Source organism: Leucobacter shiyiweii (genome assembly GCF_052446065.1).
Taxonomy (GTDB): domain Bacteria; phylum Actinomycetota; class Actinomycetes; order Actinomycetales; family Microbacteriaceae; genus Leucobacter.
Genome location: NZ_CM127080.1, coordinates 752,266 through 775,135, shown reverse-complemented (window position 1 = coordinate 775,135; position 22,870 = coordinate 752,266). Strand labels below are relative to the sequence as shown.

The window sequence follows — 22,870 nt, the reverse complement described above, 5'->3', positions numbered from 1 at the left end:
TGGTCAGCTTCCCGTGTCTAGGGGGACGTAGCTTCCTGTCGACGGTGGAATTTGGAATGTGCGGATCGTCGCCTCTGCCGCGTCGTGGAAGGAGGTGAGAGCCGCCACGCTGCCGTCGCCGGCCTTCGGAAACGCGATGGATGCAGCAATGACATACTGCGGGTCATCGATAGGAAACACGCCCACGAAGCTGTGCACGAAATCCGATCGGTAACCGCCCTGACCGTCAGTTTGCTCAGCCGTACCAGTCTTGCCCCCGATCCGATATCCGGGGATTGACACAAACGGAGTGATCCAGCTCTCCTGTACTACGGCCTCCAGCATATGCAGTGTGGTTGCCGCGGTTTCGGGCGATACAGCCTGCACCGCGTCGCCGTGCTCGATCTGCGTAACTGTGCCGTCGGCTTCCGTGCATGTCGCCACGACACTGGGAGGCACGCGCAGGCCCTCGTTGGCGATCGCCTGGTAGGCCCCAGCCGTCTGCACGATGGTCGCGGACACGCCCTGGCCAAACATCGTGTTGTAGCTCGTCTGACGGTCCCAGTTTTCTGGACTGTACAGGAGACCCGAATCCTCGAGCGACAGGCCGGCTTGGGTCGATTCACCAATACCGAACGCACGTAAGTACTCATAGCGGGTTGTTTCAGGGAGCGCACTTCCGAACATCGAAATGCCGACGTTTGACGAGTAGACCAGTGCACCGGTGAGCGTCATCGGCATCACCGCGTGGCGGAAGGAGTCGCCAAAACGCACGTTTGGCTCGGGTTCCCAACTGTCAGGCACCTGCAGCAGCGAATTTGGCGTCGCGGAACCCTGATCCACTAGCGCTGCTGCGGTGATCACCTTAAAGGTGGATCCAGGCTCGTACGGGGAAACAAATGATCGAGCCTCGCGCTTGTTTGGATCCGAGGCGTCTACGTCGTTGGGATCGACTGAACCGTCCTCAGCAACCGCTACTATCTCACCGGTTTCAACGTCTAACACGGTAAGCATGCCCCACTCAGCCGCGACCTGTTGGACCTGGTTGTTGATGATCTGCTGCGATTCCCACTGCAGATCGCGATCAATGGTCAGCTGCACCGTCCCGCCATTGACAGCCTCCTGGCGCACGACAACACTTCCGGGAAGCGCCACTCCGTCGGCACCACGCTCGTAACTTTCCTCTCCGTTGACACCGGTAAGGCACGCGTCTTGCGATACTTCGACACCGGCCTGCGGTACGTCTTCGAAGCCGGAGAAACCTATGATGTTGCCACCGACTGCACCATTGGGGTAGACGCGTGCGTGGTGACTTTCGAAGGTCAGCCAGGGGATCTGCAACCCCTTCAGCTTGTTCAGCGTGGTGAGGTCAATTGAGCGCTTGAGATACGCAAAGTCGGATTTTGGGTCCTTGGCGAGGGCGTCGTCAACGATTGCGGCGATCTCCTCCGCAGTTTGTCCGGTCACTTCGCCAATTTCGGCAAAAGCCTCCTCCGCGGTGACGCTGACCGTGGCGTAGCCATTTTCGTCTGCGACGCGATAAAACTTACCACCGTTGAGACGCGCGTTCTTTGGGGAGAGTTGCGCGTCGTAGCGCTCATCAGTGCTTGCGAGAATCTCTCCGTTGCGGTCAACAATGTCACCCCTGAGACTCGGAATCACCACGGGCACCGCTCGCTTGTCTGCTGCTTCCGCAGTGAGACCAGCGGCCGAAACAACCTGCAGCTCGACGAGACGCACCGTGAACACGCCCGCTCCCACGATCACAAGAAGCATCGCGAGAAATCGCCTTCCGACGACCCTCGGTCGAAACTTCGGCATCGTTACTCCTCGCTGCGAATCCGGGCGTCTCGTCTTAGCGTGTGTCGGGCGAAGGCAAGTTGCCCTCCCAAACTACCGGCGCTGCGCTCACTGCCTCGACAGCCGCAGCGGCCTGTCCGAAATCTCGAGACACGAGCAGACCGTCGGCATCCACCACCGGTAAGTTCTCGAGTGTCGCGTTAGGAACCAAATTTGCCTGCACCTCGCTGGTGCGTTGCGCCAGGTCACCCAGCACGACGTTGTCGCTCAGACGAATCGTAGCGGGGTTAGAGTTCTGCACCATTCCCAAGGCGGCCGCGTTATCGGCGAGATTCTGAGGGGACGCGAGCTTGTCCACATTCTGGCTCAACACACGCTCGACTCGCTGGAGGTCGCGTTGCTCGAGCTCGAGAGCTCGAGCCTCGTAGGCACCCTGCGATACCGCGATGCTCAGTCCGAGCTGAGTGGCGAAGATCCCGAGCACAATTCCGACCGACAGCAGAGCACCCCAGAGTGGGCTGAGGTGGCGCGGTCGCGAAGACGTGACCGGGGTTTCCGCCGGTCGCAGATGCCGACGAGACGGTCCGTGCGCCAGCTCATCGGTTTCGCGCGGCGAGACAGGGGTGAGGAGATCGAATTCGAGCTCGATGGGTACCGTGTTACCGCTCACTGAGTGACCACCCGCAGTCGTTCGGCCGCACGCAGTCGCACGGGAATCGCCCGAGAGTTGCGTTCCCGTTCTTCCTCGCTCGCGAGCTCCGCACCGCGGGTCAAGAGCTTGAATTCAGGGCGGTGCTCGGGGAGCTCGATGGGGAGGCCAGCGGGAGCTGTGGATTTGCTCCGCCTGGCGAGTTCGCGTTTCACAAATCGGTCTTCGAGTGACTGATAGGACATTACAACGATGCGACCACCGGCGGTCAAGAGATCCATTGCCGCCGGGATCGCGCGCTCGAGGGCCCGCAACTCGCCGTTAACCTCTACCCGCAATGCCTGAAACACTCGCTTAGCCGGATGCCGCTGATCTCGCACAGCTGCGGGGGTCGCGCGTTGCAGAATGTCAACCAGCTGACCACTGCGCTCTATGGGTGCATCAGCTCGAGCCGCAACAATGGCTCGTGCATACCGAGCGGCCAGTGGTTCCTCACCGTAGCGCTCAAAAATTGCGCGTAGCCGACCTTCTGGAGCAACTGCCAGCACCTCGGCAGCGGTGTCACCCTCGGCCTGGTTCATGCGCATGTCAAGTGGCGCGTCCTGCGCGTAGGCAAAGCCTCGCTCGGCGTCGTCGAGCTGAAGGGAAGAGACACCGAGGTCGAACAGCACTCCGTCAATCGCGTTAAACCCCGAGCGACGAACAGCACTGGCAATCTCGTCGTAGACCGCATGCACCCGCATTGCTCTCGGCCCGAATCTCGCGAGTCGCTCGCCGGCAAGTTGGAGTGCCTGTCGATCGCGATCAAGACCGATAAGCGTGAGACCCGGGTGAGACTCAAGTAGCGCGGTGCTGTGGCCACCCATGCCGAGCGTTGCATCCACAATTACTGCACCCGGGCGCTCCGCAACTGGCGCGAGGAGCTCGAGGCAACGCTCAAGCAGCACCGGTGTGTGCAAGTGGCTCGGATCAATGTCTGTTGGCTCCATATCTGAATCGGACCTAGCCGGTGCCCCCGGTTCCCCGTCAGCCCACCTGTCACCGGGGAAGTGCGACAGGGTGGTAGACGAGAAACCGCGGATACCGGAACTAGAACATGCCCGGAATCACCTCCTCCTCGATTTCAGAGAAGGCGGTCTCTTGCACGCTGAGGTAGGTCTGCCAGGCCTCGGCATCCCAGATTTCTGCCCGGCTTCCAGCCCCGATCACCGCAAGATCTCTCTCCAGGCCTGCATAGGCGCGAAGTGCCGGGGGGATCGTGACACGGTGCTGTTTATCGGGCGTCTCAGCGTGCGCGCCGGATAGGAAAACACGCAGATAGTCGCGGCCCTGTTTCGAGGTGATCGGTGCCTCGCGGATTCGCTCGTGCATTGCCGAAAACTCGCTCTCGCTAAAGACATACAGGCAGTGCTCTTGGCCACGGGTAACCACCAGGCCTTCAGCGAGTTCGTCTCGAAACTTCGCGGGGAGAATCAGTCGACCTTTTTCGTCGAGCTTCGGAGTGAACGTGCCGAGGAACATACGTTCTCCTCCCTGCGATCACACCAATGGGTTCACCTATGTGCACCACCTATTTCCACTCTACTCCACTTCCCTCCACTTTGGTTCTTTTTTTCGCCATTGTTGCTCCCCTCGCTCCACTCGCTTCGCGGCACGCGAGCGCCCTGAAAGCACAAAAAACGAGGCGGTGGAAAACCCACCGCCTCGTTTTGAGACTCCTTGCGAAAGCGCTCTAGCGCTCACCCTCCATGCGTTCATCCCATCTCCGCTGCATGCGATCAGAGAAGGACTCCTTCTGAGCGGAAGCCGGGGTGGCGGAGCCACCTACCGAGGCCGAGGAGGATCTCTCGGGCTCTGCAGCCTCACGCTTCGAAAAGGCGAGCAGCGCACCACTCAACATCACGGCGAAGCCAATGACCCCCAGCCACAGCTGCTGGGCGGCGACACCCCCGACGAGTACACCTATGCCGACGAGGCCGACAACAATGCCGAGCACCAACGAACGCAGGTTGAACTGGGCGTGCGCTCCCTGAGCCGTCTGCATCACGTCAGCCTCGCTCTGATAGAGACGACGCTCCATCTCGTCAAGCAACTGCTGCTCGTGTTCTGACAGTCCCATGACCGCCTCCCATTATCCAAATAATCGTGTGACCATTCTACGCCTGTTCGATCGGACTAGGCTAGGCCGCGTGGATGAAACGACACGACTCGCAGGCCTTGTACAGGAGCGCATTAGCGACGTCATCAGCGAACACCGGACGGAACTCGAGGCGCTGGGCAGCGATTCAGCGCCCGTGCTCGATGAGGCGCAGGCGTATCTGTCCGGTGGGAAACGACTTCGGGCGCGGTTTGCGACGCTCGGCTACCGCGCGGTGGCTCCGCTTGACTTCTCTGGAACCCCCGATCCGAAAGTCGACCAGATTCTGGATGTCGCGTGCGCACTCGAGTTTTTCCACGCGGCCGCACTGATCCACGATGACGTAATTGACCGCTCGGACACAAGGCGCGGTCGACCCGCGGTACACCGTCACTTCGCCTCGATCCACCAATCAAATCAGTGGCGAGGTTCTTCTGAACACTTTGGCCTGTCCAGCGCGATCCTGCTGGGCGATCTCCTGCAGTCCTGGGCTGACGAGAGATTACAACGCGCGTGTGATGCCGCACCGGAACGTGGGTGCGCAGCAGCCGCTCGCGGACACTTCAATCGCATGCGAAGTGAGGTAGCGATAGGCCAGTATCTCGACGTATTGGAGGAGCAGATCCCGACGTTTTCGCCTGAGCAGGAGCAGTTGGAACGTTCTACGCGCGTGTTGGTCTACAAGTCCGCAAAATACAGCGTAGAGGCCCCTTTGCTCATTGGCGCGGCTCTCGCCGGCGCGAGTGCAGAGCAGGAACAAGCGCTTGCCGATTTCGGCCTCCCGGTCGGGGTAGCATTTCAGCTGCGAGACGACCTCTTGGGCGTCTTTGGTGATCAGGAGGTCACAGGCAAGCCCGCGGGGGATGATCTTGCGGAAGGGAAGCGCACCATCCTGGTAACGATCGCACGCAGCGCACTCCCTGCAACGCAGCAACGTGTCTTCGATGAGCTGATTGGAGATCCTCAGCTTGATGCCGAACAAATCGAGATGCTGCAACGCACAATTCGAGGTACCGGCGCAGTTGAGCAGGTTGAGCAGATGATCACTCGGAACCTCGACCGGGCCACTGGCGCACTTGCCAGCTCACCGCTCCGACCCGAAGCTCGCCGCCAACTCTCCGTGCTCGCTGAACGGGTCAGCAAGCGCGATTTCTAACGTCCGCTCCCGTCGCACGCCCCGACGTCCGGCTCAAGTTCCGGCGACGTTAGAACGCAAGTGACTGGGTCGCGCGCCGAACAGCAGACTTTCTGCCGTCGATGAGCGCAGCAACCGGCCTCTCCCCCAGTTCTTCATTTTCGGACAGCAACCACGTCACCGCCTCATCGTTCGTGAACCCGGCGTCGCGAAGCACGAGCAGGGTTCCCCTGAGCGAGTGGAGGGGCTCTTCGTCCTGAATGAACTCGACAGGTATGCGCAGTACCCCACCGATTCGGATTGCAGCGAGATAGCCATCTTCAATGAGCCGGTGAAGCTTTCCTGGGGTGGTGCCCCAGCGCTCTACCAGTTCGGGGATGGTCACGGTTACGGTGTCTAACGGGATGCTTTCTGCCACGCCCTCAGTCTAAAGCACAGGCCGCGTAGCCTGCGGCTGGATCGGCGGCTCCCGGCGCGCTGCAGGCCCGGGGCCCGTTCTGTTCCATAGAATCGGCGCGTGAACTCCGTCCCAACCGACCCGCTCATCGGGCACACGCTCGATGAGCGATACGTCATCCGATCTCGGATCGCCCGGGGCGGAATGGCAATGGTCTACCTGGGGAATGATCTCCGACTTGAGCGCCGGGTCGCAATTAAAATTATGCATCCGCACCTCGCCGAGGACGAGAGTTTCACCAGACGCTTCGAGCAAGAGGCTCGCAGCGCGGCAGGCCTCGGTCACCCCAATGTCGTGAACGTGTTCGATCAGGGCGTGGATCGCGGGGTTCCATACCTGGTGATGGAGTATCTCCCCGGGATTACCCTCCGCGAATTGCTCAAACAGCAAAAGCGACTGACTATCGACCAGGCAATTGAAATCGGGGAGGCAGTTCTCGCGGGTCTTGCAGCGGCACATGCTGCGGGAATCGTGCACCGCGACCTGAAGCCCGAGAACGTTCTTCTCGCTGACGATGGTCGCATCAAAATCGGGGATTTCGGCTTGGCACGGGCGGTCAGCGCCAACACCACAACCGGACAGGCACTCCTCGGAACTATCGCTTACCTCTCCCCCGAGCTCGTCACCCGGGGGGTCGCTGACGCCCGCAGCGACCTCTACGCCTTCGGCATCGTCATGTTCGAGATGCTCACGGGGCAGCAACCGTATCAGGGCGAGCAACCCATGCAGATCGCCTATCAGCATGCGCACTCGGAGGTTCCGGCACCCTCTACCCTGGCGCCAGAGATTGGGGAGGAGATAGATGACCTGGTTCGCTGGTGTTGCCAGCGTGAACCTGATTCTCGGCCCCGAGACGCGTCCGAAGCGCTTGAACAGTTTCGTCGGGTCTGGGAGGGCGGCACACCAAACACAACCCGAGTGCTTCCCACCGCGGGATTCAGCGGCATTACCATCACTCCCTCGACCGCGGTACTCACCGATCTAGAACAACGAAATTTGCTAGCGGCGAATCCGGCCGCCCCGATCGCCGGTGAGCGATCCCCCAGCGATGCAGATTCCGTTTTTCGCGCTCGGGCGGCAGGCGTCCGACGTACCCGGCGCGGTCGCTGGGTCGCACTATTAGTGGTCATGCTTCTCGCGCTGGCCGGCATTGCGGGGTGGTGGTGGGGTCAGGGGCCAGGATCACAGGTTGCGATACCCGAGGTAGCCGGCTCCGACCTCGCTGCCGCACAGCTCGCTCTTGAAGAACTTTCTCTGGTGGTGTCGATCATCGACTGTTCGAGATTGGAAGTCGAACCGGGGCTCGCGGCCGGCACCGAGCCGGCGGCAGATACGCGGGTCGATAGAGGCTCAGCTGTTCAACTGTGCCGCTCCACGGGGCCGCAGTCGCTCGCAGTCCCGACCCTCGTGGGACTTCCCACTGACGACGCGATCGCGGCTATCGAAGCCGCAGGTTTTACCTTCGGGGAGGTGCTCGAACAGAGATTTGACGGCGGCGGCGCGAACACCGTCATAGCAGCCTTAGGCGAATCTGGAGAGGGCCTCGGCCAGACGTACCCCGAGAGGAGCCGAGTGGATCTCATCGTGTCCGCCGGTGCGATTCCCGAAGTAAGGGGAATGGACCCGGATGCCGTCGCGACGATGCTGCAAGCGGTCGGCCTCACCCTTGATCCCTCGCTGAATACCGAGGAATACAACGACGAAATCCCTGAGGGTCGGGCCATCGGCGTGTTGGTGTTTACAGATCCCGTTCGAGTAGGTGATTCCGTGGGCGTGAGTCTCTCGCGCGGTCCACAGCTCTTCGCGGTCCCGGATGTCTCCGGCATGAACGTGAACGAAGCCGCTGAGGCCCTCCGGGCAGCCGGGTTCTCCGTAAGTACCGGGATCGTTCCCGAGGGCCCCGCAGGGACGCTATTCGAAGTGAAGAGCACTTCCCCTGCCGCAGGGGAAATGCGCCGGGCTGGCACCGAGATAGCACTGCGCTACATCTAGGCCAAGCCGCATCGTCAGACAGGCCGGGCTGGGCCGTTCCCGGAATTCCCGGGAACGGCCGCAAAGCCCAAGACTACTGACCCTTCTTGAGCTCCTCGGCCACCTGGTATGCCAGCTCGAGAGATTGGGAATGGTTGAGCCGGGGGTCGCACACCGACTCATAACGGGTGGCGAGTCCGAGTTCGTCAATGTTCTCCGAGCCACCGAGGCATTCGGTGACGTCGTCGCCGGTGAGCTCCACATGGATTCCGCCGGGAAAGGTTCCCACCTCCCGGTGAGCCTCAAAGAAACCGCGGAGCTCGTTCATTACGTCTTCGAATCGCCTGGTTTTATAACCAGTTGAAGTGGTGATGCCGTTTCCATGCATGGGATCGGTGATCCACAGTGGGGTGGCACCTGCATCGCGCACACCCTCAAGCAGAGCGGGCAGCGTGTCTCGAATCTTCTCGGCGCCCATGCGGGTAATGAACGTGATGCGTCCCGGCTCACGTTCGGGGTCGAGCACGTCGAGCAAACGCAACGCGTCGTCGGTGGTCGCGGTGGGTCCGAGCTTCACTCCGATTGGGTTTCGCAGTTTGGAGAGGAACTCCACGTGTGCGCCGTCGATGTCGCGAGTCCGCTCGCCCACCCAAAGCATGTGCCCTGAGGTTCCGTAAGCCTGACCCGTGCGGGAATCTATTCGCGCCAGCGGGCGTTCGTAATCGAGAAGCAGCGCTTCGTGGCTGACGTAGAACTCGGTCTGCGTCAGTGCAGCGTCGTCCACACCGCAGGCAGCCATGAATCGGAGCGCCCGGTCTATCTCAGCAGCGAGTGATTCATAGCGGTTGTAGGCACTGTTCGAAACGAATCCCTGATTCCAGGCGTGCACCTGCCGGAGATCCGCAAACCCGCCTTGAGTGAACGCGCGGATGAGATTCAGCGTCGAGGCAGACACGTGGTAGCCGCGTACGAGACGCGACGGGTCGGCCGTGCGCGACTCGGGAGTGAAATCGTATCCGTTTACGAGGTCTCCCCGGTATGCCGGTAGCGTCACCCCATCGCGGGTCTCGTTGTTGCTCGAGCGCGGCTTGGCGAACTGCCCAGCCATACGCCCTACCTTAATGACTGGCATTGACGCGCCGTAGGTGAGGACCACCGCCATCTGAAGAAGCGTCTTCACTCGATCGCGGATCTTATCGGCGGTCGCGCCGTCGAAGGTCTCCGCGCAGTCACCGCCCTGCAGCAGGAATGCTTCGCCCCGGGCCGCAGCGGCGAGCCGTTCGCGAAGCCGGTCCACCTCGCCAGCGAACACCAGAGGGGGCTGTGTCGACAACTCCGCCTGCGCGGCACGAACCGCGTCGGGATCCGGCCAAACGGGTTGCTGCTTGGCCTCAAGCTTGCGATACGAGTCGAGCTCTGAAAGTACATCCGTCGGTACGTTCGGCTCGGTTCGCTGACTCACTCTGTGCCTACCCTCATTCGATTCATTGTGGATCGCAGCGCGTTCGCGCCTCACCGATCCAGCCTACCGTTCAGCGAGCGCGCAACGGTGCGCTCACTGCGAATCCTCAAGCACCCGATTGTCCGGTAACGCTGCTATACGGCAGAGTTACGCGTTCACAGGCTTACTGATCGCTCGAACGCTGGACGCGTAGACATCCACATATTCCTGATCACTCAAGCGCTGAATCTCGAACATGATCTCGTCAGTGACGCTACGCAGCACAAAACGATCAGCGCTCATTCCCGCGAAGCGCTGGAAATCTAGCGGCTTGCCAATCACAGTTCCTATGCGGCGAATCTTGGGGATCTTCGCTCCGATTGGCATCGCCTTTTCAGTGTCGATCATTACTATGGGCACCACGAGAGCCCCCGACTCAAGCACGAGCCGCGCCACTCCGGTGCGCCCGCGATAGAGCCGCCCATCCGGACTACGAGTGCCCTCCGGGTAAATGGCAAGGACCTCCCCTCGTTCGAGCACTGCGAGTCCTGTGTTCAATGATGCCTCGGAGGCCTTGCCCCCGGATCGGTCAATGGGGAGCTGACCCACAGCAAGCATGAAATTCTTCACAATCCAGCCTTTGAGGCCCTTCCCAGTGAAGTAATCGCTCTTCGCAAGGAAGTAGACGCGGCGATCGATCATGAGGGGCATGAAGAACGAGTCAATCACCGACAGGTGATTTCCAACAATAACTACCGGCCCGGTTTCTGGGAGGTTTTCGGCGCCCTCAACCCATGGCCGGTAGAAGGTCTTCAGGAGCGGCCCAAAGATGAGGTGTTTGAAGAACCAATAGAACATTGCGACGTCGTCCCTTCGACACGGACCAGACTATCCGAATTGTAGATACCCGACTGGAATGAGGGCGCTCTGTGAGACATATGCAATAGGGTGAATGAGACATCACCGGCGTCGTAGCGACGTCATTAACCAATTCTGGTACTGGGTATCAAAGGAGCTGCCGTGAACCTGTCCGAGACTCCGCTTCTCGTTCCATCCGTTCCCACTGACAATGTGACTGACCTGCTCGAGCAGCGCGTCGCCGCAACACCCGACAGAGCGCTCTTTGCGACTCCCGAGGGTGACACCTGGCGGGACATGACCGCACTGCAATTTCGCGACAAGGTGGTTGCGGTAGCAAAAGGACTGGTTGCTGCGGGCGTGCAACCAGGTGATCGTATCGGGCTGATGTGCAAAACCTCGTTTGAATGGAGCTTGATCGACTTCGCGTTGTTTTACGCCGGAGCCGTCATGGTGCCGATCTACGAAACGTCCTCTGCCCTCCAGATTCACTGGATTATGGAAGATTCGGCCGCTCGAGGGATCATCACCGAGACTGCGGAGCACGCGGAGCGGCTCGCAGAGATTCGCGCGGAAGCCCCCGGTCTGCAACTAGAGTGGCGGCTCGACGAGGGCGCCATCGACCAACTGATCTCGTCGGGAACTGAGATCCCGAGCGAAGAAATCGAACGCCGCCGTAACATCGCGAACGCAGACGACATCGCCACTTTGATCTATACCTCGGGTTCGACGGGGAGGCCAAAGGGTTGCGTACTCACGCACGCCAACTTCGTCGATCTATCTCGTAACTCCGCGGCAGCTCTTGGAGAAGTAGTCAACCAGCCCGGCGCATCCACGCTGCTCTTTGTCACGCTGGCACACGTCTTCGCCCGTTTCATCTCAATCCTCACGGTGCACTCCGGTGTTCGTGTCGGGCATCAGCCCGACACAACAAAACTCCTCCCCTCGCTCGGGAGCTTCCATCCAACGTTTTTGCTCGCTGTACCCCGCGTGTTCGAGAAGGTCTATAACTCTGCTGAACAGAAAGCAGAGGCGGGTGGCAAGGGCAAGATCTTCCGCGCAGCAGCCCTGGTCGCCGTTCAACACTCCGAGCTCACCATGGCGGGCGACAAGGTTCCCTTCATGTTGGGTCTCAAGTTCAAGCTATTTGACAAGCTCGTGTTTGCTAAGTTGCGTGAAGCAATGGGTGGCCAGGTGAAGTACGCGGTCTCTGGTTCCGCACCGCTGAGCCACTATCTGGGGCACTTTTACCACAGCCTCGGTATCAAGATTCTCGAAGGCTATGGTCTGACCGAGACCACCGCCCCCGTGACCGTCAACCTGCCTGACAAGTTCAAGATCGGCACCGTGGGGCCCGCGCTTCCAGGCCACACAGTGCGCATTGCCGAAGATGGCGAGGTCGAGGTGAAGGGAATCGACGTCTTTAAGGAATACTGGCGGAACCCTGAGGCCACACGAGAGGTCTTCACGACCGACGGGTTCTTCAAGACCGGCGACCTCGGGTCCCTGGATTCGGATGGCTACCTCACCATAACCGGCCGTAAGAAGGAAATCATCGTGACGGCCGGGGGAAAGAATGTTGCTCCCGCCGGTCTCGAAGATCCGATCAGGTCCTTCCCGCTGATCGGCCAGATCGTGGCAGTCGGGGATCAGAAGCCGTTCATTTCGGCACTCATCACTCTCGACGCCGAAATGCTTCCAACGTGGTTGAAAAACCATAATTTGAATGCCGATATGACGCTCGAGGAAGCTACTGCTCATCCGGCAGTGGTTGCCGAGATTCAGCGCGCGGTTGATCACGGAAATAAGTACGTCTCACGAGCTGAGAGCATCCGCAAGTGGGTTATCCTGCCGACCGAGTTCACAGAAGCGAGCGGTCACCTCACTCCCAAGATGAGCATCAAGCGAGATAACATTCTGCGCGACTATGCGGGTGAAATCGCAAAGCTCTACGGAGACAACCCACAAACTGAGACGGTTTCGACCACGGTCTAGCCCCGGCGCATCACAGAACGAGGCCCTCATCGACAGGTCAACCTGGTGAGGGCCTCGCTCTGTGAATGGCCGCGCGGACTCAAAACCAACGCGAATTTCGGATCTGCCTCATGGCCTCTCCTCGTGCCCCACGGTCAAGTCGACTGAGGTAGAGCTTCCCGTCGAGATGGTCACACTCGTGTTGGAGTGCCTGCGCGGTGAGACCCTGACCCGAAATTACGAGTTCCGAGCCGTCTAGGTCGATTCCTCGCACTGTTGCACTCGGATATCTCAGCACCTCGAACCACAGGTCGGGCATCGAGAGACAGCCCTCCCCGGTAGGGACAGGATCCCCGGCGAGTTCGACGATCTCAGGGTTGAGAATGTAGCTGACGCGACCGTCCAAGTGCAAACTAAAAGCACGCTGCGTGTAGCCGATCTGCGTGGCGGCAAGACCTGCCCGTCCTTCAAAAGCGACTGTATCGCAGAGGTCGTTCACGAGGGCGTGCACCCCCGCGTCGATATGAGTGATCGGCTCGCAGACAGCCTTCAACACGGGATCACCGAACAACCGAATCTCACGAACAGCCACCGCGCGTTACTCTCCTTCGATTACCAGCAACAAATCCCCGGCTTCTACTCCGCGAGCCTCTCGGAAGGTCACTTTCTTGACGGTTCCCGAGATCGGAGCCGTGATAGCAGCTTCCATCTTCATCGCCTCAATAGTAGCCACCGGTTGACCCGCTGATACCTGATCCCCGATTGATACTTTCTGCGTCACCGTCCCGGAGAATGGCGCAGCCACGTGACCCACGATCCCAGGATCGGCCTTCTCAGCCGCCTCGACAGTCGACGTCACTCGCTCGTCCTTCACGAAGACCGGTCGAAGTTGACCGTTCACTCGCACCATGACTGTGCGGATCCCCTTGTCATCCGCCTCGCCAATGGCTTCCAGGCCGACATAGAGGCGTACCCCGGGGCCGAGGTCGATGGCGTGCTCGGAACCCGATTCCAGACCGTACAGGTAGTCACCGGTGTGCAGCACTGAAAGATCTCCGAAACGCTCCCTAATGGAGGCGAACTGGGCCGTCGGGCCGGGGAACAAGAGCCGGTTCAGCGCATCCCGCCGCTCTGACTGCGAGCCTTCGAGGAGCGCGGCATCTGCCTCGGGAACCGGGGCGACTTCGATGGAGACATTGCGCCCAGCAAGTACCTTACTGCGGAAGGGTTCTGGCCATCCGCCCGGAATCTCTCCCAGCTCTCCGGCAAGGAACCCGACCACCGAATCGGGGATGTCGTACTTTTCCGGGTGCGCTTCGAAGTCGGATGGGTCAGCGTCTACTGCAGCGAGATGAAGCGCAAGATCCCCCACGACTTTCGAGGAGGGGGTGACCTTCGGAATGCGGCCCAATATTCTGTCCGCGGCGGCGTACATATTTTCGATCTTCTCGAAGTTATCTGCAAGGCCCAGAGCGATTGCCTGCTGGCGAAGATTCGAGAGCTGACCTCCAGGAATCTCATGGGTGTAGACCCGACCCGTAGGTGACGGCAGACCCGACTCGAACGGGCGATACACAGTCCTCACAGCGTCCCAGTATGGTTCGAGCTCGTAGACGGCTTCCGCGTTCAGGCCTGTGTCGCGCTCAGTATCGGCGAGAGCCGCGATGAGTGATGACAGCGAGGGCTGCGATGTGGTTCCGGCCATTGGCGCGGAGGCCGCGTCAACCGCGTCGACACCGGCAGCTGAAGCAGCGAGGAGTGTCGCCAATTGACCGCCCGGCGTGTCATGTGTGTGCAGATGAACCGGGAGATCAAACCTATCCCGAAGCGCCGTAACTAACTTGGCGGCAGCGGCAGGGCGCAGCAATCCCGCCATATCCTTGATCGCGAGGATGTGGGCACCAGCGTCAACAATGCTCTCAGCCAGGTGCAGATAGTAGTCAAGCGTGTACTTGTTCTCCCTCGGGTCGATGAGGTTGCCCGTGTATGACATGGCAACTTCCGCGACTGCAGTGCCGGTCTCCCGCACGGCGTCAATCGCCACCCTCATTTGGCTCACATCGTTCAGCGCATCAAAAATGCGGAAAATATCCACTCCGGTGGAAGTAGCCTCGCGCACGAATGCCTGGGCCACTCGCGCAGGATATGGCGTATAACCAACTGTGTTCTGACCTCTCAGGAGCATCTGTATCGGAACGTTCGGGAGCGCCTCGCGGAGTCCGGCGAGCCGATCCCACGGATCCTCGGAGAGGAAGCGCAGCGCTACGTCGTACGTGGCACCGCCCCATGCCTCGACCGACAGTAATTCCGGTGTCAGTCGCGCCACATGAGGTGCCACGGCGATCAGGTCACGGCTCCGCACCCGCGTCGCGAGCAGAGACTGGTGTGCGTCTCGAAACGTTGTATCGGTGACGGCGAGGGCGGTCTGAGCACGCAGAGACCGAGCAAATCCCTCTGGCCCGAGTTCGAGCAGTCGCTGGCGGTTTCCCTGTGGTGCCGGTCGGTCGAGGTCAACCACCGGAAGTTTCACTTCGGGTCCGATCAAGCTGGGCCGCACCCCGTACGGTTGGTTCACCGTCACGTCGGCCAAGTACTGAAGCACCCGAGTTGCGCGATCCTGAGGTTTGTTGAGGGTGAGAAGTTCGGGACGCTCCTCTATAAACGAAGTGCTGACATCGCCTGCTTGGAAGTCCGGGTCATCCAAGACGGCCTGCAAGAAAGGAATATTGGTCGCAACTCCGCGGATTCGGAACTCGGCGAGTGCGCGTCGCGCTCGCACGACCGCGGCACCAAAGTCGCGACCGCGGCACGTCAGTTTCGCGAGCATCGAATCGAAGTGCGGACTGATGTGCGCTCCAGGATTAATCGTTCCACCGTCAAGGCGAACACCCCCACCACCCGGGGAACGGTACGTAGTGATGCGGCCGAGGTCAGGTCGGAAACCATCAGCCGGATTCTCCGTCGTGATTCGGCACTGCAGGGCCGCCCCTCGGAGCTGAATGCGATCCTGCGTGAGTCCCAGCTCTTCCAATGATTCGCCGGCCGCAATGCGCATCTGAGCTTGCACAAGATCGACGTCCGTGACCTCTTCTGTCACGGTGTGCTCGACCTGAATTCGCGGATTCATCTCGATGAACACGTGCTTGCCAGCGCGCTCGCCCTCGGTATCGAGAAGGAATTCTACGGTGCCCGCGTTTTCGTAACCGATCGACTTCGCGAAGGCAATGGCATCCCGAGTCAGCAGATCTCGAACTGCAGGATCGAGGTTCGGTGCCGGAGCGATCTCGACAACCTTCTGGTGACGCCGCTGCACCGAGCAGTCGCGTTCGTAGAGGTGCACCGTTGCACCAGAACGGTCTGCGAGCACCTGGACCTCGATGTGTCGGGGGCGCAGGACGGCTTGCTCGATGAACATCGTGGAGTCGCCGAACGCGCTGTCGGCCTCACGCATCGCGGCCTCGAGCGCATCACGGAGATCCTCCTCGCGCTCGACACGTCGCATCCCTCGGCCTCCCCCACCGGCAACAGCTTTTGCAAACACTGGAAAGCCAATCTCGCGGGCACCTGCGATCAGCTCGTCCAAGTCGCGGGAAGGTTCCGTCGAACGAAGAACCGGCACGCCTGCCGCAATCGCGTGATGCTTCGCAGCAACCTTGTTGCCCGCCATCTCGAGCGCGGACTGACCAGGCCCGATGAAGGTGATCCCTGCCTCTGCGGCAGCCGCCGCGAGATCGGGATTCTCGGACAAGAATCCGTAACCGGGGTATATGGCATCGGCGCCGCACTCACGAGCTACCCGCACGATCTCGCTGACATCAAGATATGCGCGCACCGGGTGACCTTCCGTCCCGATGACGTATGCTTCGTCCGCCTTCAAACGGTGCAAGGAATTGCGGTCTTCGTAGGGGAACACCGCTACAGTCTTTGCGCCAAGTTCATACGCGGCTCGAAAGGCTCGAATGGCAATTTCTCCGCGGTTAGCGACCAGGATCTTCTTGAACATGTGGCTCCTATGCCTCTTGCGCCCAGCAAAATACAACTGCCCAGAGACAGCCTACATGTCGACACAACGCAAACCGTCTCGATATCGAGAGACTTTCGTAGCTCCTCAAGCACCCAGTGAACGTTAGAGCTGTTTCCCATAGACTCAAGGGGTGCATGTACTCAGTGTGAGCTCCCTCAAAGGCGGCGTCGGTAAGACCACTGTGGCTTTAGGCCTGGCTTCCGCGGCGTTCTCGCGCGGCCTGCGCACCCTTGTGGTTGACCTCGATCCGCAAGCCGACGTGTCCACCGGTATGGATGTTGACCCAGAAGGGTTCTCAAGTATCTCAGATGTGCTCGAGAACCCGAAGGAGAAGACCGTGCGCGCGGCGATCGCTCCCAGCGGGTGGAATCAGCATCACGAAGGTTCGATTGACCTGCTCGTCGGCAGCCCCTCTGCCATCAATTTTGACGGACCGCACCCGTCCGTTCGCGAAATCTGGAAGCTTGAAGAAGCTCTTGCGAGTGTTGAAAAAGACTACGACCTGGTGCTCATTGACTGCGCGCCTTCGTTGAATGCGCTCACCCGAACTGCATGGGCGGCAAGCGACCGCGTGTTGGTGGTTACCGAGCCAGGACTATTTGCGGTTTCGGCGGCTGACCGAGCCCTGCGTGCGATCGAAGAAATCCGACGCGGGGTCAGCCCGCGACTTCAGCCGCTCGGCATCCTCATCAACCGAACCCGACCGCAGTCGATGGAACATCAATTCCGCATCAAGGAGCTGAAAGAGATGTTCGGTCCACTGGTGCTCAGCCCCCAGCTCCCGGAGCGCACGTCGCTCCAGCAGGCACAGGGCGCGGCGAAGCCAGTGCACATGTGGCCGGGCGAGGCCGCCCAGGAGATGGCGGGCTACTTTGATCAGGTCCTCGATCGAGTGATGCGATCCGCGGGTATCGATGGAAGCGTCATGAATGATGTTGCGCACGCAACCCCAGGACATGCGGTCGTCGCAGATGACGCTGCGGAAGACCAGTCAGTGGTCACAGACTCCACCAATTCCGCAAAGTAAACGACTTCTCGTTCGTCAGGCGGAATTTCCCGTCCACAGATAGAAACTCCGCCGGGTCGTTTTAGGAAATCTTTCGGGCTTCCCGTCGAGCGGAGAGCTCATCGCCTGATTCCTCGAGTGAGGACGAACGATGCTCGTCCATATCCACGAGCGAGGTTTCCACCTCGCGCAGCACCTTGCCGACGGCAATCCCGAAGACGCCTTGACCACGGCTGACGAGGTCGATCACTTCGTCGTTAGAGGTGCATAGGTACACGCTGGCTCCGTCGCTCATGAGTGTTGTCTGCGCGAGGTCGTGCACCCCAGCCTCGTTGAGCTGACTGACTGCGGTGCGAATCTGCTGCAACGAGATCCCCGTGTCAAGAAGACGCTTGACCAGTTTAAGAACCAGGATGTCTCGGAATCCATAGAGGCGCTGTGACCCGGATCCGCTCGCGCTCTGCACCGTTGGCTCAACCAATCCAGTGCGCGCCCAATAGTCAAGCTGGCGATAGCTGATACCCGCGGCGCGCGCGGCAACTGCACCCTTGAACCCGCCATCCTTGTTGGGCTGGGGTAGGCCGTCATCAAACAGCGTGGCGGAAGTGGTCGATCCTGGCGGCGTCGAAACCAAATTCTCCATCGCAGTCCTCTCAGGCAGCGCAACGTGCGCGTGGTTCTTTAACGGTATCTAGGGAGATGCCCCGGTGCAACGACCAACGCACCTGAACTTGGGGTGTGTCGTCTTTATCGTCGACTCAGGCTGCGGTGCAAAACCCCTGCGCGCACGGTCTCCATGAGCTCCGACAGCTCGAGCGCCCCCTCCGAGCCATCGGGGCTGTCACTTCTCATGCCGCGAGACTCAAGGGAATGAGCAATAAGCTCCGCATCACGCTCCGCTGCAACGCGCATTGCACGCAGATGACGCGGAGTGATCCCACGCTCCGCAAGGCGGAGGAGTGCGCTCAACTCAGCTACAGATTCGTGCGGAAACACATCGGCTGCAGGAAGAAGACCCGCAGCGATCGCATCTCCCAGGAATCTCGCCGAGGCTCCCGTCAATCGCTGAAGTTCGTCTCGAGAGAGCAGCCGCTGCGGTCGAAGGATGCTGGAAGCGCTGCGAGGTGCCGCACCTGGGATGACCGGGTCTCTGCCCTGGTCGACTTCTTCCAATACCTCGGCAATGACCTTTAGCGGGAGATAGTGTTCCTTCTGAAGCGTCAAGATCAGTCTGAGTCGCTCGACGTGGGCCTGCGAAAACTTACGATATCCCGATTTAGTGCGCTCAGGAGAAATGAGGCCTCGCTCCTCCAGGAAGCGCAGTTTTGACGGACTGAGATCACCAAAGTCGTTCTGTAGGCGCTCAAGCACGTGACCGATGCTGAGGAGCCCTGTACTGTCGTGGGCTCGGACGGACTTCATTGGCACGCTACCCCTGGTATGGAAGATCGAACCGCGAGGCGAAGAAAGTGAACTTGAACTTGCCCACCTGCACTTCGACCCCGTCTTCCAACGTGCTGTCGCCTTCTATGCGGCGACCGTCAACGTACGTGCCGTTCAGCGACCCCAAGTCGTGGACGCGGAACCTCACCCCGTCACGGTGAAACTCTGCATGCTTGCGCGAGACCGTGACGTCGTCGAGAAAGATGTCGACCTCGGGATGTCTACCTGCAACCGTCGTCGCTTGATCCAGAAGAAACCGAGCTCCCAGGTTCGCTCCGCGCCGCACGACGAGCAACGCAGCACCCGAAGGGAGTGCCTGCACTGCCTCCTGCTCGCCCACGCTCAAATCGGTGGTACGAGCCCGCACCATGGCGCTCACATCGTCGCGAAACTGCTCAGTCGATCGCACCTCGGTTTGGTCATGCTGGTGTGCCTGATCCTCGGCATTCACGTCGTCACTCACCTCCGGCTAATCGCCTCCCGCCAGCCTTTCAGCCTTATCTCACTACGCTATCGCAGCTCGAGCGCGGGCGCATCTCAATCTCGGCGGGTTGGCGCGTCGGGAGAACAGACCTTGAAATACCATTGCCCGGAGAGGGACTCTAGGTCTCGTGAGACTCCAAGAAGGCGTACACCTCATGGGAATCCACGCCGGGGAAGGTGCCGGTCGGCAGTGCCGCCAGAAGGCTTGTCGGTGTGGCCGCCTCGGGCCACGCTGCCGCCTCCCATTTGCGACTGAGTTCGTCCGAGGCACGACGACAGCAGCGTTCATCAGGGCAGAACGATTGGCTTCGGTGCGGCGTCTCGCGACCCCGAAACCACTTCACCGCCTCAAAGGGCACCCCAACGCTTACCGAGTACTGACCTTCCTTCGCTTTTTCCACCCGGGAAGTACACCAGTAGGTGCCTCCAGCCGCCATATCCGTGTACTGATACCAGGGATTGAAGAGATCGGGTTGACTGAATACCGTGCGTGCCGTCCAGTTTCGGCACACCGTGGCACCTTCAAAATTCCCCAAGGCATCCGATGGGAACCGCACCCCATCGTTCTCATACGCCTTGATGAGAGTGCCTGATTCGTGCACCTTCATAAAATGCACGTCCATGTCTAGGTGTTGAGTGGCAAGATTCGTGAACCTGTGCGCCGCCATTTCATAGGAGACTCCGAATGCATCGCGCAGGTCCTCCATCGAAACCTGGCGCAACTTTTTGGCTTCACGCAGATGGCTCACCGCGCTCTTTTCGGGCAGCAATACTGCGCCGGCAAGATAGTTGGCCTCCACGCGCTGGCGCAAGAATTCACCGTAACTTCGCGGTTCCTCGTGACCGCACACAAGACTTGCGAGTGCACGAACGATCGGGGCCCGGGCGTCGCGAGAGGGCAGCTTCGAGCTCAGATAAATCCGATGGTTCCGCTGATCAATCACGGAACGGGTCGAGTGCGGCAGATCGCCCACGTAGTGCAGCGTAAATCCCAGCTTTTCGGCAATACTCGATATCAGTTGCTGAGAGACCGGGCCGCCGATATAGCCGACTCCTTCAAGCAGCTGCTTGGCCTCGGCTTCAAGCTCGGAATAAAAGTTTCCGCGCACCCGCATTTCCGCCCGCAGTTCCGTGTTTGCGCGCCTCGCTTCCTCGGGAGTTGCGGCACGCTCGCGATGGAGACGCTCGACTTCCTGGTGCAATCCCAGGACGGCTTTGAGCGTGTCGTCGGGAGTGGTCTTTGACACCCGGATCGGCTGAATGCCCAGCGATTGGAACACCGAACCTCGCTGCGCCCGCTCTACCGATATTTCAAGGGCGGCTCGCTCGCTCGGAGCCTCGTCCATCAGCAGCTCGTCGACCGAACAATCAAGCGCCAGAGCCAGTGCACGAAGAATTGGCAGACTCGGCTCTCGTTTCCCATTTTCGATGGCTGAAACCTGCGAGGGGGCACGTTCAATCGCCGCCGCAAGTTGCTCAAGCTTCAGACCGAGCTGGGTCCGTCGTTCACGAACCCGCCGCCCGAGCGTCAACGCATCTGCGGCTTCTTCTTCGGGAGCTGCAACGACGGCTGGAACGGCCTGTCGCCCGGAATCACGAATTCCTGCGGCAGGTCCCGCTGTGCCGCGGTGGACCGCGGTGCGCCGCTGGTCGCTAGTCGCGAGATTGCTGGAGTTCATCACTCCATGGTGCCAGATCCTGATTCTTTCACCAAACGAAAATACTGGGAAAGTTCACCCCGAGCTGGACGCGATCTACCCCGACCTGAGGCCACATGATGGAACCACACCGATGAATCGCCCGCTGGTTCACACCCAGATTCGCACGTCAAAGGACACAGATCATGACTACCTTGCAGGCCACAGCGCACTCAGAACGCACCTCAACAAACACCGGGCCCCGCATTGAGGTGCTCGGACGACCGATCCCCCGAGGTGAAGAGATCCTCACCGCAGAGGCGCTACAGTTTCTTACCGAGCTTCACCATCGTTTCGCCGGGGCTCGCCACGATCGTCTGGCAGATCGTCAGCGGCGCCGATTCGAGATAGGCAACGGACGCGACCCGAAGTTTCGCGATGATACGCGTGCGATTCGGGAAGACTCGGCCTGGAGGGTTGCGGGGCCGGGACCAGGGCTGGAGGACCGTCGCGTCGAAATCACTGGACCCACAGATCCCAAGATGACCATCAACGCGCTCAACTCAGGTGCGCGCGTGTGGCTCGCCGATCAAGAGGACGCGACTAGCCCAACGTGGACGAACGTGATCGGAGGACAGATCTCGCTGTTCGACGCAATTCGAGATCAGTTGACCTTCACGAGCGCCGAGGGCAGAGAATACCGAGTGACGGCCGAGCGGACGCCAACCATTGTGATGCGCCCACGCGGGTGGCACCTTGTTGAGAAGCACATCCGCTTCGTTGACGCGCACGGGCAGGCAGGCGCCGCGTCCGGCAGCCTCGTCGACTTTGGCCTGTACGCATTCCACAACGCTCGCGAACTCGTTGAGCGTGGACGTGGACCGTACTTTTACATCGCGAAGCTGGAATCGAGCGAGGAAGCGAAGCTGTGGGATGACATCTTCACCTTCACCGAGCGTGCGCTCGGCCTTGATCACGGCACCATTCGCGCCACCGTATTGATCGAGACGCTCCCCGCGGCGTTCGAAATGGACGAGATCCTCTACGTGATGAAGGATCACATCGCTGGACTGAACGCTGGACGATGGGACTACATATTCTCAATCATCAAGAATTATCGAGGTCGTGGTGCCCGGTTCGTCATGCCTGATCGCAGCGAAGTGACCATGACAGTCCCCTTCATGCGGGCCTACACCGAGCTGCTTGTGCAGACCTGCCACAAGCGTGGTGCTCACGCAATCGGCGGAATGAGTGCGTTCATTCCTAATCGGCGTGACCCTGAGGTCACGACGCGTGCAGAAGAGAAAGTTCGCGCAGATAAGCGCCGTGAGGCTTCGGACGGTTTCGACGGCACCTGGGTGGCGCACCCGGACCTGATTCCAGTGGCACAGGCCGAGTTTGATGCCGTGCTCGGAGACCGACCGAACCAGGTCGATCGCCAGCGCGACGATGTGCACGTGACCGCCGCACAGCTCCTCAATGTGCACATCGGTCGCGAGATCACCGAAGCTGGGGTTCGTGACAACGTCTCAATCGGTCTGCGTTACATCGAGGCTTGGTTGCGCGGGCTAGGAGCCGTGGCAATTGACAACCTCATGGAAGACGCGGCTACCGCTGAGATCAGTCGTTCACAGATCTGGCAGTGGATCCATCAGGATCAGTCGACCGCCGACGGGACGCGCATCACCAAGCAGTGGGTTGAGCAGATCGTGCGCGAGACGGCCCAGAGCTTTGATCGCTTCGCGGGCGATCGTTTCGACGACGCAATCGAACTTTTCGAAGAGGTGGCGCTGGGAGATCAATTCCCCACCTTCCTCACCCTGCCGGCCTACAGCCGATACCTTGTAGACGCGTAAACACGACACGAGCAGAGTTC

The 22,870-nt window shown here is 60.3% G+C and carries 19 protein-coding genes; 5 read left to right on the top strand and 14 right to left on the bottom strand.

Going from position 1 to position 22,870, the window contains the following annotated elements:
• Window positions 1–3 precede the first annotated feature (3 nt).
• The 5 genes from ACTNFJ_RS03685 to ACTNFJ_RS03665 all read right to left on the bottom strand — a co-directional run bounded on the left by ACTNFJ_RS03685 (window position 4) and on the right by ACTNFJ_RS03665 (window position 4,547).
• Window positions 4–1,800: a peptidoglycan D,D-transpeptidase FtsI family protein gene (locus ACTNFJ_RS03685; RefSeq protein WP_435906978.1), complete on the bottom strand. Its 1,797-nt coding sequence runs from the start codon at window positions 1,798–1,800 to the stop codon at window positions 4–6.
• A gap of 34 nt (window positions 1,801–1,834) precedes the next feature.
• Window positions 1,835–2,449, bottom strand: coding sequence for a cell division protein FtsL (gene ftsL, locus ACTNFJ_RS03680; RefSeq protein WP_435906979.1), 615 nt, complete (start codon window positions 2,447–2,449; stop codon window positions 1,835–1,837).
• The gene (gene rsmH / locus ACTNFJ_RS03675; RefSeq protein WP_435906980.1) at window positions 2,446–3,417 is read right to left on the bottom strand and encodes a 16S rRNA (cytosine(1402)-N(4))-methyltransferase RsmH; all 972 of its coding nucleotides are present in this window, start codon (window positions 3,415–3,417) and stop codon (window positions 2,446–2,448) included. The genes ftsL and rsmH overlap by 4 nt, the downstream gene beginning before the upstream one ends.
• A gap of 100 nt (window positions 3,418–3,517) precedes the next feature.
• The gene (gene mraZ, locus ACTNFJ_RS03670; protein WP_435906981.1) at window positions 3,518–3,949 is read right to left on the bottom strand and encodes a division/cell wall cluster transcriptional repressor MraZ; all 432 of its coding nucleotides are present in this window, start codon (window positions 3,947–3,949) and stop codon (window positions 3,518–3,520) included.
• 211 nt (window positions 3,950–4,160) lie between these two features.
• Window positions 4,161–4,547 carry an SCO2097 family morphological protein gene (locus tag ACTNFJ_RS03665; RefSeq protein WP_435906982.1) on the bottom strand — a complete coding sequence of 129 codons (387 nt, stop codon included), beginning with the start codon at window positions 4,545–4,547 and terminating at the stop codon, window positions 4,161–4,163.
• 70 nt (window positions 4,548–4,617) lie between these two features.
• On the opposite strand from ACTNFJ_RS03665, the gene ACTNFJ_RS03660 reads away from it, so the two are divergent.
• On the top strand, window positions 4,618–5,721 hold the full coding sequence (locus tag ACTNFJ_RS03660; protein ID WP_435906983.1) for a polyprenyl synthetase family protein: 1,104 nt from the start codon (window positions 4,618–4,620) through the stop codon (window positions 5,719–5,721).
• Between the two features lie 49 nt (window positions 5,722–5,770).
• Here the strand turns inward: ACTNFJ_RS03660 and ACTNFJ_RS03655 are convergent, their stop codons facing one another.
• On the bottom strand, window positions 5,771–6,118 hold the full coding sequence (locus ACTNFJ_RS03655; protein WP_435906984.1) for an Rv2175c family DNA-binding protein: 348 nt from the start codon (window positions 6,116–6,118) through the stop codon (window positions 5,771–5,773).
• Between the two features lie 99 nt (window positions 6,119–6,217).
• Here ACTNFJ_RS03655 and pknB point away from each other — a divergent pair, with 99 nt between their 5' ends.
• Window positions 6,218–8,149: a Stk1 family PASTA domain-containing Ser/Thr kinase gene (gene pknB / locus ACTNFJ_RS03650; protein WP_435906985.1), complete on the top strand. Its 1,932-nt coding sequence runs from the start codon at window positions 6,218–6,220 to the stop codon at window positions 8,147–8,149.
• A 73-nt stretch (window positions 8,150–8,222) separates the two neighbouring features.
• Here pknB and ACTNFJ_RS03645 read toward each other — a convergent pair whose 3' ends face one another.
• Together ACTNFJ_RS03645 and ACTNFJ_RS03640 are read right to left on the bottom strand one after the other, a co-directional pair.
• Window positions 8,223–9,590, bottom strand: coding sequence for a class II 3-deoxy-7-phosphoheptulonate synthase (locus tag ACTNFJ_RS03645; RefSeq protein ID WP_435906986.1), 1,368 nt, complete (start codon window positions 9,588–9,590; stop codon window positions 8,223–8,225).
• A 147-nt stretch (window positions 9,591–9,737) separates the two neighbouring features.
• A complete protein-coding gene (locus tag ACTNFJ_RS03640; protein ID WP_435906987.1) occupies window positions 9,738–10,427 on the bottom strand; it encodes a lysophospholipid acyltransferase family protein in 690 nt (229 codons plus the stop codon).
• A gap of 162 nt (window positions 10,428–10,589) precedes the next feature.
• Here ACTNFJ_RS03640 and ACTNFJ_RS03635 point away from each other — a divergent pair, with 162 nt between their 5' ends.
• Window positions 10,590–12,422 carry an AMP-dependent synthetase/ligase gene (locus ACTNFJ_RS03635; protein ID WP_435906988.1) on the top strand — a complete coding sequence of 611 codons (1,833 nt, stop codon included), beginning with the start codon at window positions 10,590–10,592 and terminating at the stop codon, window positions 12,420–12,422.
• A 79-nt stretch (window positions 12,423–12,501) separates the two neighbouring features.
• On the opposite strand, the gene def is transcribed toward ACTNFJ_RS03635, so the two are convergent.
• Both def and ACTNFJ_RS03625 read right to left on the bottom strand, forming a co-directional pair.
• A complete protein-coding gene (def, locus tag ACTNFJ_RS03630) occupies window positions 12,502–12,993 on the bottom strand; it encodes a peptide deformylase (RefSeq protein ID WP_435906989.1) in 492 nt (163 codons plus the stop codon).
• 6 nt (window positions 12,994–12,999) lie between these two features.
• Entirely contained in the window at window positions 13,000–16,404 is a 3,405-nt protein-coding gene (locus ACTNFJ_RS03625; RefSeq protein WP_435906990.1) for a pyruvate carboxylase, read from the bottom strand.
• Between the two features lie 151 nt (window positions 16,405–16,555).
• Here ACTNFJ_RS03625 and ACTNFJ_RS03620 point away from each other — a divergent pair, with 151 nt between their 5' ends.
• Window positions 16,556–17,452, top strand: coding sequence for a ParA family protein (locus ACTNFJ_RS03620; protein ID WP_435906991.1), 897 nt, complete (start codon window positions 16,556–16,558; stop codon window positions 17,450–17,452).
• A gap of 61 nt (window positions 17,453–17,513) precedes the next feature.
• On the opposite strand, the gene ACTNFJ_RS03615 is transcribed toward ACTNFJ_RS03620, so the two are convergent.
• The 4 genes from ACTNFJ_RS03615 to ACTNFJ_RS03600 all read right to left on the bottom strand — a co-directional run bounded on the left by ACTNFJ_RS03615 (window position 17,514) and on the right by ACTNFJ_RS03600 (window position 21,036).
• The gene (locus tag ACTNFJ_RS03615; RefSeq protein ID WP_435906992.1) at window positions 17,514–18,074 is read right to left on the bottom strand and encodes a MerR family transcriptional regulator; all 561 of its coding nucleotides are present in this window, start codon (window positions 18,072–18,074) and stop codon (window positions 17,514–17,516) included.
• Between the two features lie 104 nt (window positions 18,075–18,178).
• The gene (gene ftsR, locus ACTNFJ_RS03610; RefSeq protein ID WP_435906993.1) at window positions 18,179–18,853 is read right to left on the bottom strand and encodes a transcriptional regulator FtsR; all 675 of its coding nucleotides are present in this window, start codon (window positions 18,851–18,853) and stop codon (window positions 18,179–18,181) included.
• A 7-nt stretch (window positions 18,854–18,860) separates the two neighbouring features.
• On the bottom strand, window positions 18,861–19,337 hold the full coding sequence (locus tag ACTNFJ_RS03605; RefSeq protein WP_435906994.1) for an FHA domain-containing protein: 477 nt from the start codon (window positions 19,335–19,337) through the stop codon (window positions 18,861–18,863).
• A 139-nt stretch (window positions 19,338–19,476) separates the two neighbouring features.
• Window positions 19,477–21,036, bottom strand: coding sequence for a helix-turn-helix domain-containing protein (locus ACTNFJ_RS03600; protein WP_435906995.1), 1,560 nt, complete (start codon window positions 21,034–21,036; stop codon window positions 19,477–19,479).
• Window positions 21,037–21,200: 164 nt separating this feature from the next.
• Between ACTNFJ_RS03600 and aceB the strand changes: the two genes are divergently transcribed.
• On the top strand, window positions 21,201–22,850 hold the full coding sequence (aceB, locus tag ACTNFJ_RS03595) for a malate synthase A (protein WP_435906996.1): 1,650 nt from the start codon (window positions 21,201–21,203) through the stop codon (window positions 22,848–22,850).
• Window positions 22,851–22,870 lie beyond the last annotated feature (20 nt).

Excerpts from the sequence above, each read along its gene's own strand:
- rsmH (WP_435906980.1), bottom strand. The coding sequence starts at position 3,417 with ATGGAGCCAACAGACATTGATCCGAGCCACTTGCACACACCGGTGCTG.
- ACTNFJ_RS03600 (WP_435906995.1), bottom strand. The coding sequence starts at position 21,036 with ATGAACTCCAGCAATCTCGCGACTAGCGACCAGCGGCGCACCGCGGTC.
- ACTNFJ_RS03615 (WP_435906992.1), bottom strand. The coding sequence starts at position 18,074 with ATGGAGAATTTGGTTTCGACGCCGCCAGGATCGACCACTTCCGCCACG.
- aceB (WP_435906996.1), top strand. The coding sequence starts at position 21,201 with ATGACTACCTTGCAGGCCACAGCGCACTCAGAACGCACCTCAACAAAC.
- ACTNFJ_RS03640 (WP_435906987.1), bottom strand. The coding sequence starts at position 10,427 with ATGTTCTATTGGTTCTTCAAACACCTCATCTTTGGGCCGCTCCTGAAG.
- mraZ (WP_435906981.1), bottom strand. The coding sequence starts at position 3,949 with ATGTTCCTCGGCACGTTCACTCCGAAGCTCGACGAAAAAGGTCGACTG.
- ftsR (WP_435906993.1), bottom strand. The coding sequence starts at position 18,853 with ATGAAGTCCGTCCGAGCCCACGACAGTACAGGGCTCCTCAGCATCGGT.
- ACTNFJ_RS03625 (WP_435906990.1), bottom strand. The coding sequence starts at position 16,404 with ATGTTCAAGAAGATCCTGGTCGCTAACCGCGGAGAAATTGCCATTCGA.
- ACTNFJ_RS03685 (WP_435906978.1), bottom strand. The coding sequence starts at position 1,800 with ATGCCGAAGTTTCGACCGAGGGTCGTCGGAAGGCGATTTCTCGCGATG.
- ACTNFJ_RS03665 (WP_435906982.1), bottom strand. The coding sequence starts at position 4,547 with ATGGGACTGTCAGAACACGAGCAGCAGTTGCTTGACGAGATGGAGCGT.